The organism is Streptomyces sp. NPDC094032, assembly GCF_040303965.1.
GTDB lineage: Bacteria > Actinomycetota > Actinomycetes > Streptomycetales > Streptomycetaceae > Streptomyces.
On sequence record NZ_JBEOUE010000010.1, the window covers coordinates 12,878 to 25,913 of the forward strand.

11 protein-coding genes are annotated in these 13,036 nt (G+C 73.9%); 4 read left to right on the top strand and 7 right to left on the bottom strand.

What is annotated here, in order from left to right; translation table 11 throughout:
- The first annotated feature begins 161 nt into the window (after positions 1–161).
- Both ABTZ54_RS16220 and helR read left to right on the top strand, forming a co-directional pair.
- Complete coding sequence (locus tag ABTZ54_RS16220; protein WP_351663081.1) at positions 162–1,238, top strand: enoyl-CoA hydratase/isomerase family protein; 1,077 nt, start codon at positions 162–164, stop codon at positions 1,236–1,238.
- Positions 1,239–1,394: 156 nt separating this feature from the next.
- Entirely contained in the window at positions 1,395–3,572 is a 2,178-nt protein-coding gene (gene helR / locus ABTZ54_RS16225) for an RNA polymerase recycling motor ATPase HelR (RefSeq protein WP_351663084.1), read from the top strand.
- 58 nt (positions 3,573–3,630) lie between these two features.
- Here helR and ABTZ54_RS16230 read toward each other — a convergent pair whose 3' ends face one another.
- Together ABTZ54_RS16230 and ABTZ54_RS16235 are read right to left on the bottom strand one after the other, a co-directional pair.
- Entirely contained in the window at positions 3,631–4,434 is an 804-nt protein-coding gene (locus ABTZ54_RS16230) for a VOC family protein (protein ID WP_351663087.1), read from the bottom strand.
- A gap of 107 nt (positions 4,435–4,541) precedes the next feature.
- Entirely contained in the window at positions 4,542–5,486 is a 945-nt protein-coding gene (locus tag ABTZ54_RS16235) for an endonuclease/exonuclease/phosphatase family protein (protein WP_351663089.1), read from the bottom strand.
- Positions 5,487–5,607: 121 nt separating this feature from the next.
- Here ABTZ54_RS16235 and ABTZ54_RS16240 point away from each other — a divergent pair, with 121 nt between their 5' ends.
- Positions 5,608–6,525: a glutaminase gene (locus ABTZ54_RS16240; RefSeq protein WP_351663092.1), complete on the top strand. Its 918-nt coding sequence runs from the start codon at positions 5,608–5,610 to the stop codon at positions 6,523–6,525.
- A gap of 59 nt (positions 6,526–6,584) precedes the next feature.
- Here ABTZ54_RS16240 and ABTZ54_RS16245 read toward each other — a convergent pair whose 3' ends face one another.
- From ABTZ54_RS16245 to xylA, 4 genes are all read right to left on the bottom strand, one after another.
- Positions 6,585–7,229 carry a maltokinase N-terminal cap-like domain-containing protein gene (locus ABTZ54_RS16245; RefSeq protein ID WP_351663095.1) on the bottom strand — a complete coding sequence of 215 codons (645 nt, stop codon included), beginning with the start codon at positions 7,227–7,229 and terminating at the stop codon, positions 6,585–6,587.
- An 89-nt stretch (positions 7,230–7,318) separates the two neighbouring features.
- Complete coding sequence (locus ABTZ54_RS16250; protein WP_351663098.1) at positions 7,319–8,233, bottom strand: poly-gamma-glutamate hydrolase family protein; 915 nt, start codon at positions 8,231–8,233, stop codon at positions 7,319–7,321.
- A gap of 70 nt (positions 8,234–8,303) precedes the next feature.
- Positions 8,304–8,747, bottom strand: a complete 444-nt coding sequence (locus tag ABTZ54_RS16255) for a hypothetical protein (protein WP_351663101.1) — start codon at positions 8,745–8,747, stop codon at positions 8,304–8,306.
- An 81-nt stretch (positions 8,748–8,828) separates the two neighbouring features.
- Positions 8,829–9,998 carry a xylose isomerase gene (gene xylA / locus ABTZ54_RS16260; RefSeq protein WP_351663104.1) on the bottom strand — a complete coding sequence of 390 codons (1,170 nt, stop codon included), beginning with the start codon at positions 9,996–9,998 and terminating at the stop codon, positions 8,829–8,831.
- A 113-nt stretch (positions 9,999–10,111) separates the two neighbouring features.
- On the opposite strand from xylA, the gene xylB reads away from it, so the two are divergent.
- Positions 10,112–11,599, top strand: coding sequence for a xylulokinase (gene xylB, locus ABTZ54_RS16265; protein WP_351663106.1), 1,488 nt, complete (start codon positions 10,112–10,114; stop codon positions 11,597–11,599).
- 26 nt (positions 11,600–11,625) lie between these two features.
- Here the strand turns inward: xylB and ABTZ54_RS16270 are convergent, their stop codons facing one another.
- Positions 11,626–12,999, bottom strand: a complete 1,374-nt coding sequence (locus ABTZ54_RS16270) for an outer membrane protein assembly factor BamB family protein (protein ID WP_351663109.1) — start codon at positions 12,997–12,999, stop codon at positions 11,626–11,628.
- Between the last annotated feature and the right edge of the window lie 37 nt (positions 13,000–13,036).

Here is a 13,036-nt window from a genome sequence, read left to right on the forward strand (position 1 = left end):
CCGCTGCGACCGGCAGGGGAAACCGGGCAGGGTCGAGAGGCCCTGTGCGCGGGCCGGCCGGCCCGTTACGGTGGGTGGAAGATCGTTTCGCCGGGCGGCGGGTCCGCCACCCGGCGGGACCGGTCGCCGACCGTCCGTCACCGGCAGGAAGCAGCGACACCATGTCCCACGGCACCGCCGACCCCCGTGAGCCGGACGTGCTCGTGCACACCGAGGGCCGCGCAGGCTTCCTCACCCTCAACCGGCCCCGGGCGATCAACGCCCTCACCCACGCCATGGTCGGTCTCCTCGACGAGGCCCTGACCGCCTGGGAGCACGACCCCGCCGTCGAGACCGTCGTCGTCCGGGGCGCCGGGGAGCGCGGACTGTGCGCCGGCGGGGACATCCGGGCCATCCACGACGACGCCCGCGCCGGCGGCACCGCCACCCCCGCCTTCTGGCGCGACGAGTACCGGCTCAACGCTCGGATCGCCCGCTACCCCAAGCCGTACGTGGCGTTCATGGACGGCATCGTGATGGGCGGCGGCGTCGGCGTCTCCGCCCACGGATCGGTCCGGATCGTCACCGAACGCTCCCGGGTCGCCATGCCGGAGACCGGCATCGGCTTCGTCCCCGACGTCGGCGGCACCTTCCTCCTCGGGCGGGCCCCCGGCGAGCTGGGCACCCACCTCGCCCTCACCGGCGCCCAGGCGGGCGCCGCCGACGCGATCCTGGCCGGTCTCGCCGACCACTACGTGCCCGCCGCCGACCTCCCGGCGCTCGCCGCCGCGCTCACCCGGCTCCCCGCCGCCGAGGCGGTCGCCCGCTTCGCCCGCGTCGCGCCGCCCGGCGAGCTCGCCGCCCGCCGCCCCTGGATCGACGCCTGCTACCCGGCCGACACCGTCGAGGAGATCGTCCAGCGCCTCACCGACTCCGGCGTACCGGAGGCGAAGGAGACCGCCGGCGTACTGCTCGGCCGCTCGCCCACCGCGCTCAAGGCGGCCCTGGCGGCGGTCCGCCACGCCCGGCGGCTCGACTCCCTGGAGGCCGCCCTGAACACGGAGTTCCGCCTCTCCTGCGCGGCGCTCGCCTCGCCCGACCTGGTCGAGGGCATCCGCGCCCAGGTCGTCGACAAGGACCGCGACCCGCACTGGACCCCGGCCACCCTCGCCGAGGTCACGGACCAGGACACCGCACGCTGGTTCGCCCCGCGCGCGGCCGGTGAACTGGGCCTGACACCGCCGGAGCCGACCGGCTGACGGTACGCGGAGGGGCAAAAAAGAAAGGCAAGGAGGTGAACGCTCTCCTTGCCACTCTCAACTTATAGCGCACAGGGGGGCTTGCGGCAAGGCCCCCCGCGTACCGCAGAATCGCCCACCGAGGCCAGGACCTGCGGAAATTGGGAGATCCACTCAGTGCATGCGTCGTCGTCCGTCCATGACCACCCCCTGAAGACCACCGCGTTCGCCCTTCCCGAGAACCTGTCGGCCAAGGCCGACCCGGAGCTCATCGCCGCCGACGAGCGGCATTTCGCGGCCGTCGCGCGGAGCCTGGAGGAGTCGATCGCCGAACTGTCCGGCAGTCTCGACGAGCTCCGCAGGGCGCCCGGCGGCCTGGGCCGGGAGGCGATGGACCGGGACGCCGAGATCCACCGGCTCACCGCCCGGCTGCGCGCCCTGCGCCGCTTCGGCCTGGACCTGTGCCTCGGCCGCATCGTCACCGCCGACGACGCCGAGCCCGTGTACGTGGGACGGCTCGGTCTCACCGACGCCGAGGGCCGCAGGCTCCTGATCGACTGGCGCTCACCCGCGGCCGAGCCGTTCTTCGCCGCCACCCACGCCAGCCCCATGGGCCTGGCGAGCCGCCGCCGCTACCGCTGGACCGGCGGCCGGATCGGCGACTACTGGGACGAGGTGTTCACGGCCGAGGGCTTCGAGGGGCACGCCGCCCTCGACGACCAGTCCGCGTTCATCGCCAGCCTCGGCGGCAACCGCTCGGCCCGCATGCGCGACGTGCTCGGCACCATCCAGGCCGACCAGGACGCCATCATCCGCGCCGGTTCGCGCGGCGCCCTCGTCGTCGACGGCGGCCCGGGCACCGGCAAGACCGTCGTCGCCCTGCACCGGTCCGCCTACCTCCTCTACTCCGACCCGCGCCTGGGGCACCGCCGCGGCGGCGTCCTCTTCGTCGGCCCGCACCAGCCCTATCTGAACTACGTCTCCGACGTCCTGCCCAGCCTCGGCGAGGAGGGCGTACGCACCTGCACCCTGCGCGACCTGGTCGCCGAAGGAGCCGGAGCGCCGCCCGAGACCGACCCGGAGGTGGCCCGCCTGAAGGCGTCCGCCGAGCTGGTGAAGGCCGTCGAGAGGGCCGTCCGCTTCTACGAGGAGCCGCCCACCGAGGGCCTGCGGGTCCAGACCGACTGGTGCGACGTCCGGCTGAGCGCGGGGGACTGGGCCGAGGCCTTCGAGGCGGCCGGGCGGGGCACGCCGCACAACGAGGCGCGCGAGCTGATCTGGGACGAGCTGGTGTCCCTCCTGCTCGACAAGGTGGCCGATCTGGACGAGGACGTCCCCGAGGAGCTGTTCCGCAGGGCGCTGCGTGCCGACGAGGAGCTCGTCGGCACGCTCGACCGGGCCTGGCCGATGCTGGAGGCCGCCGACCTCGTCGGCGACCTGTGGTCCGTCCCCGCCTACCTGCGCCTGTGCGCCCCCTGGCTGACCCCCGACGAGGTCCGCACGCTGCGGCGCGCCGACGCCCAGGCCTGGACGGTCTCCGACCTGCCGTTCCTGGACGCGGCCCGGCAGCGGCTCGGCGATCCGAAGGCCTCGCTGCGCAAGCGCCGGCACGACGCGGCCGTCGCCGCCGAACGCGAGCGCATGTCCGGGGTCATCGACAACATCCTGGCCGCCGACGACGACGGCGAGGGCGCGGTGACGATGCTCAACGGGCGTGACCTGCGGGACAGCCTGGTCGACGAGAGCGCCCTGCCCGGCGCCGAAGTCGACCTGCTCGCCGGCCCGTTCGCGCACATCGTGGTCGACGAGGCCCAGGAACTGACCGACGCCGAATGGCAGATGCTGCTGCTCCGCTGCCCCTCCGGCAGCTTCACCCTGGTCGGCGACCGCGCCCAGGCACGGCACGGCTTCACCGAGAGCTGGCAGGAGCGGCTGGAACGGATCGGCCTCGACCGGATCACGATGGCCTCCCTGACCATCAACTACCGCACGCCGGAAGAGGTGATGGCGGAGGCCGAGCCCGTGATCCGGGCCGCGCTGCCCGACGCCAACGTGCCGGCCTCCGTACGGAGCAGCGGCATCCCCGTGGTCCACGGACCGGTCACGGACCTCGACGCGATCCTCGGCGACTGGCTCGCCGCGCACGCCGACGGGATCGCCTGCGTCATCGGCGACCCCTCGTTCGAGGCGACGTCCCGCGTCCGGTCGCTCACCCCGACGCTCGCGAAGGGGCTGGAGTTCGACCTGGTCGTCCTCGTCGACCCGGACGCGTTCGGCGAGGGCGTCGAAGGAGCCGTCGACCGCTATGTGGCGATGACCAGGGCGACCCGGCAGCTGGTCGTCCTGACGAGCTGACCCCGCGCCGCCAAGGCCCCACGCCGCTACGGCCTCGCGCCGCTACGGCCCCGTGGCCCTACGTCCCGGTCTCCGGCGGGCTCTCGTCCAGGGTGAAGAGCCCGCCCTGCGGGTCCCGTACGGTGGTCCGCCGGCCGGACGGGGCCCGCCAGCCGGCGTCGGCCTCGGGCACGAGGGAGCCACCGTGGTCGAGGACCGCGGCGGTGGCCCGCTCCAGGTCCGGCACCCGGAAGTGGACCAGCCAGCGCGCGCGCCGCTGCGGCTGGTCGGAGGCCGCCTCCGCCGGGCCGCTGTTCAGCCGGGCGACGGCGTCGCCCTGGCGGCGCAGCACCACCTGGTCGTCCTCGTAGGCCACCTCGAAGCGGTCCGCGCTCCCGTCGACCCAGTCCAGCACCCCGCCGTAGAAGACGGCGGCGTCGAAGGCGTTGCGGGTGTGCAGCTCCAGCCAGGCGGGGGCGTGCTGCTCGCCCACCCGCCAGCGGGAGGAGATCCGGCCCTCCCAGACACCGAAGGCCGCGCCCTCCAGATCGGTGGCGAGCGCCGCCCGGCCGCGCGGCGGGAAGGCCACGGGGCCGACGCCCACGGTGCCGCCGCGCTCGCGGATGCGGGCCACCGCCGCGTCGGCGTCGGCGACCGCGAAGTACGCCGTCCAGGCCACCGGCACGGCCATCCGGTCGACGACCTCGCCGATCCCGGCGACCGGCACACCGTCCCGCTCGCCGACGGAGAAGCCCCGGCCGAGCGGACCGTGCCGGAAGGTCCAGCCGAGGACCGCCCCGTAGAACCGCTCGGCGGCTTCGAGGTCGCGTGCCGCCAGGCTCAGCCAGCACGGCGCTCCCGGCTCGTCCGCGGTCAGCGGCACCCGGCTCACCTCACTCCCGTTCCGGCCCCCCGAGCAGCCCCCGGAGCCACCCTCGCCCGGACTTCGCGGCTTCGCCACTCGGTCTCGGGCACGGATGGCCGAGCCTTCTACTTCACCGTCACCGTACCGACGAGTATCCGGTGGTCGGAGCAGGCCGCGACCCCGGTGCAGGCGGTCGAGATGGCCAGCGAGTCCGCGTCGTACGGGCCCGCCAGCGCGCTCTCCCGCACGAAGATGTGGTCGATCTTCGCGTACCCGCCGCACGGGGGCGTCGTCCCCGGCGTGCCGTCGGCCGTCCACTCGCCGTACCCCAGGCAGTTGCCGGGGTCGTTGTCGTCGAGCTCCCGGTACTGGCCGGTGTTGTTGGAGTTGTTCGGGGTGTCCAGGCTCGCCGAGTAGTACGAGTTCAGCCGGCCGTAGTTCGGCTGGGCGTTGAAGTCGCCCGCGATCAGCGTCGTCTCCCCGGCCGCGTCGTACTCCTCCAGCTTCTGGCGCACGAACTCCAGCTGGGCCACGTTGAACGACTGGTTGGTCGTGATGTGCGTCGTGCAGAAGCGCGTCGCCGTGCCGTCGGTCAGCGGCGCGCACAGCAGATTGCGCTTCTCCGCCGACCCGTCGTCCGGCAGCGCGAGACGGGCCGCGCCGCCCAGCGGACGCTGGCTGAACAGCGCGTTCCCGAACGCCTCGCCCTTGCACACCGACGCGTTGCCCGCCGGGCGGCTCGGCTCGAAGCGCGCGAAGTTCTGCGGGTCCTGCGGCCAGCCCTTGGCCCGCAGCTCGTCCACCAGGGCGCTGTACTGCCCCTGACACAGCTCGTTGAAGGCCGCGAAGTCCGCCGAGCGGTTCACGACGGACCCGGCCGCCTGGGTGATCAGGCCGTCCGTCGTGGAGCCGTCGTGGACCGTGTCGCCCGCCACGTTCCACTGCCAGACCGTGTACGTGCGCGGGGCGGCCGTCCCCGCCTGGGCGGCCGTCGCCGGCAGCAGCACGGCGGCCAGCGCCCCCGCCAGAGCGAGCCGCAGGCCCCCTCGTCGAATGACCCGACTACGCATGGTGGACATCCCCTCCCCTAACCGGCCACGACCTGGCCAGGCGCCGCCACCGGCGACAGCGGGAAGATCATAAGCGGGAGCACCGACAGCGCCCCGGGGCCGCCCGGCGCATGATGTGCTCATGCTGTTGACGTTCGCACCCGTCCTGGACCGGATCGCCGAGGAGCTCACGGGCCTCACCGACCGCGGCCGGCCCGCCGACTACATCCCCGCGCTCGCCGCCGCCGACCCGAACCGCTTCGGGATGGCCGTCGCCGAACTCGACGGCACCGTGTACGGCGTCGGGGAGTGGCAGCAGCCCTTCTCCACCCAGTCCGTCACCAAGGTCTTCACCCTCGCCCTGGCCCTGGCCCGCAAGGGCGACCCGCTCTGGGACCACGTCGGCCGCGAACCGTCGGGCAACCCGTTCAACTCGCTCGTCCAGCTGGAGTACGAGAACGGCATCCCCCGCAACCCCTTCATCAACGCGGGCGCCCTCGTCGTCACCGACCAGCTCCACCGGATGACCGGCGACGCCTCCGGAGTCCTGCTCGACTTCCTGCGCGCCGAGAGCGGCAACCACGACCTCGACTTCGACCGCGACGTCGCCGCCTCCGAGACCGCGCACGGCGACCGCAACGCCGCCCTCGCCCACTTCATGGCGAGCTACGACAACATCGCCAACCCCGTGCCGACCCTGCTGCGCGAGTACTTCCGCCAGTGCTCGGTCGAGGCCTCCTGCGCCGACCTCGCCCTCGCCACCGGCTTCCTCGCCCGCCACGGCATCCGCGCCGACGGCTCCCGGCTGCTCACCCGCAGCCAGGCCAAACAGGTCAACGCCGTCATGCTCACCTGCGGCACCTACGACGCCGCGGGCGACTTCGCGTACCGGGTCGGCCTGCCCGGCAAGAGCGGGGTGGGCGGCGGCATCATCGCCGTCGTCCCCGGCCGCTGCACCCTCTGCGTGTGGAGCCCCGGCCTCGACGAACGCGGCAACTCCGTCGCCGGAGTCGCCGCGCTCGACCGCTTCACCACGATCACCGGCCTGTCGGTCTTCTGACCCGGACACGGCCGGACCGGGGGCCGGACCGGGGGCCGGACCGAGCCCGGCCCCGACCGTCAGGCCGCGTCGAACACCAGGACGTACGCGCCGCGCCGCTCCTCGCCGTCCGGAAGCCGCCAGCCCGCCGTCACCTCGCCCCGCGACCCGGCCGCCTTCGCGTCGAGCACGCGCGCGAACCGCAGCACCGGCGCGCCCGCGCCGAGCCGTACGTCGGTGCCGTACGCCCCGTCCTCGACGACCGGCGCGGCGCCGAGGTCCCAGGCGCCCGACCCGTCGAACGAGGCCACCACCGTCGGGTCCACGGTGTCGGACACGCTCTGCGCCTGCGGCACCGCCCGGCCTTCGAGCAGGGCGGTCAACTCGCCCAGCAGGACCGGGTCGTGCGCCCCGTCGTACACCCAACGGGTCCCCAGCACACCGTGCTCGGACGTCCCGATCAGCGCGCCCTCCACGCCCTCCAGCGGCGCCCCCCGGTAGGTCAGCGGCACCAGATACGCGTGGGTCTCCGCGCCCGAGGAGTCCGTGACCACCATGAAGTCGATGCCCACCTCGCCCTCCGGGTCGTCCAGCCGGAAGCCGCCCGCCCGCTCCAGGACGGGCGCGGCACCCGCGCCGCCCCGGTACCAGGGCCGGGTCGGGAGCCAGGGCTCCAGGAGCTCCAGCTTGGTCGGCTGCATCGTGGTCTTGTGAATGACGGCCATGGCGCGTGCTCTTCCTCCGTGACGGTACGGGCCCGGGCGAGCGGCCCACCCGGAACCGTACCGCCCACCCCGCACCCGGCCCCGGTGGGTCAGGAGGTGAGGAAGCGGGGGTCCAGGCCGAGTTCGTGGTTCTTGACGGCCTCCCGGACGCCCTTGACGAAGCCGTTCCAGAAGTAGTCCGCGTAGGGGCTGTCCTGGCTGGGCACACCGGCGGAGGTCCGCCGGTTGTCCGCGCCCGCGAAGGTGCCGAACATGGCCTCCCGCAGCCCGGTGGAGATCTCCAGCTGGGCGCCCGCGCCGGTACGGGTCCGGTTGACGATGTTGGCCGGGTCGTCGCCGTTGATGGGGTCGTCGGCCCCGGCTATGACGACGTTCACGTTCCAATTGAGGCTGGTGGTGGGGGAGGTGATCCCGTACTTCGCCAGGGAGGCCAGCAGGTTGCGCTTCAGACGCTCGTCCCGGCCACCGATGATGATCTTCCGCTCGGCCGCGTCGAAGCCGTGGAGGGAGACGGCGTAGAGGTTGTTCGCGCACACGGCGAGCGCGGCCGGGTCGTCGCAGTTGGTCGAAGTGACGTGCTGCGGGCCCGAGTTCTTGAGGGTCTCGAACATCCAGAAGTCGCGCTGCGGCTCGCCCGGCGCCGTCGAGACCGCCGGATCGGTGTCGTACGCGAAGGGCTTGTATCCGGCCACGGCCATGCACAGCTCGCTGGTACCGGCCTCCAGACCGCCGCCGTGCGGCGCGATGACGGCGGTGCTGCCGACGGGAACGCTGGACGCCTTGGTGTTGTCGCCGACCGCGCCCGGCGCGCCGATACGGAAGCGGCGCATCCAGTCGGTGCCTTCCAGCGCCGCGTTCTTGCTGTAGAGCTCGGTGTTGGAGCCGTACGTGTCGGCTGCCGCGGCGGGCGTGGCACCGCTGCCCGCGATGGCGTTGAGCGTGGGGAGTGCGGCCGCGGCGGCGACGGCGGAGGCGAGGACGGAACGTCGGCTGGTCTTGTTCATGGGGCGATCCTGCACCGGCGCCCCCGCGGCTCCGTCCGTGGGGTACCCCTGAGCATGACAAACGCGGTGCTCAGGGCGCCGGATCCGTGGGCTCTCCGGACTCCGGGCCGCACACGCCCACGACGGACACGGTCCCGCCCCGCTTGATCGGGGTCCCCGCGGCGGGCTCCATCCGGTCGTAGCCGCAGGGGCCGTCGGTGCGGGCGCCGCTCTCCGTGAGGTAGACGCGCTCCAGGATCACGCAGAGCGTGCCGTCCGCGCAGGCGCGCTCGAACGTCTTCTTGATGTCGGCCCAGTTGGCGATGCCCTCGGCGGATTCGTAGTCGTACAGGAATCCCTTCGGGCCCCATTCCGGGATCCTCAGCGGCCTCGGGCCCAGGTCGTCGCCGCCTCCGCCGCTTCCCGGGCTCTTTGCGGGCGGCGGGCCGCCGCCCGCCCCCGATGTGTCGCAGGCTGCCGCGACCGGGAGGCAGAGCAGCAGGGCAACAGCCAGACGGGCAGCGCTCGTTGACATCCACATGGCGCATCACCGATCCCCCGACGATGGAGTGGTGCTCGGAGGATGACACACGCGCTCAGCCCGCGTACAGGACCGTCAGCGGACCCCGAGCAGATGCTCCAGCGCCAGCTGGTCGAGCCGCTCGAAGGCCATCGAACGCTCGGCGGCCCCGGCCGCGTCGAAGGTCTCGTACGCGGTGGGGTCGCCGAGCAGGCCCGCGAGGCCGTCGGCGGCGGTGGGCACGGCCAGTTCGTCGAGGCGGGAGGCGGTGAGCGCGGCCCGCACCTCCGGGTCGGCGCGGAAGCCGGCGGCGCGCTCCTTGAGGATCAGGTAGTTGCGCATGCAGTTCCTCGCCGACTCCCACACGCCGTCGAAGCCGTCGGTCCGCGCGGGCTTGAAGTCGAAGTGGCGCGGCCCCGTGTAGCCGGCCGTCTCCAGAAGGTCCACCAGCCAGAACGCCTGGCGCAGATCGCCCGCCCCGAAGCGGAGGTCCTGGTCGTACTTGATGCCGGACTGGCCGTTGAGGTCGATGTGGAACAGCTTGCCGGCCCACAGCGCCTGCGCGACGCCGTGCGGGAAGTCGAGCCCGGCCATCTGCTCATGGCCCGTCTCCGGGTTGACGCCGACGAGTCCGGGCCGCTCCAGGCGCTCGATGAAAGCGAGGGCGTGGCCGATCGTCGGCAGCAGGATGTCCCCGCGCGGCTCGTTCGGCTTGGGCTCGATGGCGAAGCGGAGCGCGTACCCCTGCTCGGTGACGTACTGCCCGAGCAGGTCGAAGGCCTCCTTCAGCCGGTCGAGGGCGACGCGTACGTCCTTGGCGGCGCCGGACTCGGCACCCTCCCGGCCGCCCCAGGCCACGTACACCGAGGCGCCGAGCTCCACGGCGAGGTCGATGTTGCGGAGGGTCTTGCGCAGGGCGAAGCGGCGGACGTCCCGGTCGTTGGCGGTGAAGGCGCCGTCCTTGAAGACGGGATGGGTGAAGAGGTTGGTGGTGGCCATGGGCACCTTCAGGCCCGTGCGGTCGAGCGCGGCGCGGAAGCGCCCGACGGCCGTCGCCCGCTCGGCCTCGTCCGCTCCGAACGGAACGAGGTCGTCGTCGTGGAAGGTGACGCCGTACGCGCCGAGGGCGGCCAGCCGTTCCACCGACTCGACCGGGTCGAGGGCGGGCCGGGTCGCGTCCCCGAACGGGTCGCGGCCCTGCCAGCCGACGGTCCACAGGCCGAAGGTGAAGCGGTCGTCGGGGGTGGGAAGAAGATGCTGCGGCATGTCCGGCTCCTTCACGAGGCTGGCCGCCAGATTTGTTTTCTGACATAACTAATACCGTCGAGGACGGGGCGGGCGCCAGTGCCCGCCCGGACGAACCGAGAGGAGAGACGGCCATGCCCGAACGCCCGGTGGTGATCGGCGTCGACAGCTCCACCCAGTCCACCAAGGCCGTGGTCGTCGACCCCGACACCGGCGCCCCGCTCGCCGTCGGCCGCGCACCGCACACCGTCACCGGCACCGGAGGGGCCCGCGAGAGCGACCCCGAGGCCTGGTGGGCGGCGCTCGGCGCGGCGGTCGCGGCAGCCCTCAAGGAGGCGGCCGTCCGTCCCTCCGCCGTCACCGCCCTCGCCGTGGCGGGACAACAGCACGGCCTCGTCACCCTCGACGCCCGGGGCCGCCCGCTGCGCCCCGCCCTCCTCTGGAACGACACCCGCCCCGCACCCCAGGCCGCCGCCCTCACCGCCGCGCTCGGCGGCCCCGGCCCCTGGCTCAGCCGCACCGGCTCCGTCCCCGTCGCCGCCCTGACCGCCGCGAAGTGGCAGTGGCTGCGCGACCACGAGCCCGCGACCGCCGCCCGCGCCCACGCGGTCCGCCTCCCGCACGACTTCCTCACCGAACGCCTCTGCGGACAGGCGGTCACCGACCCCGGCGACGCGTCGGGCACCGGCTGGTACACCACGAACCCCGCCACCGGGCCCGCCTCCTACGACCCCGCGATCCTCGACCTCCTCGGCCTGGACCCCGCCCTGCTGCCGGCCGTCGCCCCCACCGGCGGCACCCGCGCCGGCGGCCTGACCCGCGCCGCCGCCGACGCCCTCGGCCTGCCGGAGGGCATCGCCGTCGCCGCCGGAACGGGCGACAACATGGCCGCCGCCGTCGGGCTCGGCCTCGGCGCCGGCGGCCTCCTCGACCACCCCGTCGTCAGCCTCGGCACCTCGGGCACGGTCTTCGCCGCCACCCGCACCCGCCCCGCGAGCCCCGGCGTCTCCGGCTTCGCCGCCACCGACGGCACCTTCCTGCCGCTCGGCTGCACCCTGAACTGCACGCTCGCGATCGACCGGATCGCCGGACTCCTCCGCCTCGACCGCGAGGACACCCGGCCCGGCGACGGCCTCGTCCTCCTCCCGTACCTCGACGGCGAACGCACCCCCGACCTGCCCCGCGCCACCGGGCTCCTCACCGGCCTGACCCACGCCGCCACCCCGCACGCCCTGCTCGGCGCCGCCTACGAAGGCGCCGTGTTCACCGTGCTGCGCGCCCTCGACGAACTCCTCGCCGCCTGCGGCCTCGACCCCGCCGAACCGGCCGTACGCGAGCGGCCCCTGCGCCTGATCGGCGGCGGAGCGCGCGGCCGGGCCTGGACCGATACGGTGCGGCGGCTCTCCGGCCGCGCGCTGGTGATCCCCGCCGCCACCGAACTCGTCGCCCTCGGCGCAGCCGCCCTCGCCGCGGGCGCGGCCACCGGCACGGACCCGGTGGCGCTCGCCGCCGCGTGGGGGACGGGCGAGGGCGAGACCCTCGAACCGGTCGCGCGGGACGAGGAGACCTGGGCCCGCATCGAGGACGTCCTCGACCGGGCCGCGCCCACGCTCCTCGGCTGATCCGGCTGATCCGGTCTACGCGGCGGTCACGGGCGCGTGTAGGCCGTGAAGGGCTTGGAGGGTGCCGTGCCCGACTCGTAGCGGGCGCCGATGAGCCGGTCCTCGTACGCGAAGAGGGTGTCCACGGCGTCCTGACCCTCGGGGAAGCCGCGGACGTCACGCCGCTCGCCCGTGGCGGCGTCGAGGACGCTGAAGGCGCGGTAGGAGCTGCGCTGGCGCCGGGTGAGGACGGTGAGCGTCCCGTCCTTGAGGAGCAGGTGGTACGCGGCCTCCCTGTCGAGGCGGTCGTCGTCGGCGCCGCCCCAGACCACGTCCCCGGTGGCCAGGTCGAAGGCGGTCAGGCGGTAGGCGTCGACACGGCTGTTGCGCACCTTGTGCACGGGCACGACGTAGAGCCGGGTGGCGTCCGCCGCCGCGATCAGACGCTGGTCGAACGCGATCTCGCCGTACGGTCCGCTGAAATCGATCGGCGGGTTCGGGCGCGCGTTCCCGCCGAAGGAGTAGTAGGCCCCGGAGTCGGAGTCACCGGACGACGAGGCGGCCACGACCACCGGGTCGGCCGAGACGAACTCCGCACGGGCGTCCCAGGGGACGGTATGGCGGCCCCCGAGAGGGGCGGACCACAGGAGCGCGCCGGTGGCCGGGTCGAAGGCGGCGGCGTGCAGTTCGGCGTCCCTCGGGACCTTGTCGCCCCAGGGATTGTCGGTGCCGCCGCAGGCGAGGAGGGCGGCGACCTGGCGCTCGGCGACCCTGGTCCGGCCCGGGACGCAGTCCTTGGGGAGAGCCGCCTTCCAGCGGGACTTCCCGGTGCGCACGTCCACGGCCTCCAGGCGGTCCTTCTTGTCGCCCTTCCTGATCAGCATGGCGATGCCGCCGCCCGCGGACGTCGGCGTCGACGTCGGCTGGAGGCGGTGGAGGCCGGGCTCGGGGATGGAAGCGGGGGTCTGCCAGATCTCGCGGCCGTTCCTCGTGTCGATCGCGACGACGGTGCCGCAGGGCGTGCCCTTGGCCGAAGGGGTGGCGCCGTCCGCGTCGCGGGTGAGGACCAGGACCGAGGCGTCGGTGTCGGCCACGGCGCTGCACACCGCCGAACGGCCGGGCGGCACGTACTCCCAACTCCGCTTGCCGGTACGGGCATCGAACCCGCGCACCGCGTCGAAGCGGCTGCGGACCAGCGTGTCGCCGGACAGCCAGGCCCCGTTGCCCTGCGGTTCGGCCTTGCGCTCCACGGGGGTGTCCCAGACGACGGTCAGCTCCTCGGCCTCGGAGGAGCACGCGGTGGCGAGCGAGCAGAGGGCGACCAGAGCCGCCGTCGCGGCCAGGGTGCGCCGGGTCCGTCCGGTCCGCCCGGTCCATCGAGTGTGTCCGTCGGACGGTATGCCGTTCACCTGCGCGGTCATGTCCACTTCCCCCCGGAAGGTGTCGCCGTCGGCGGTT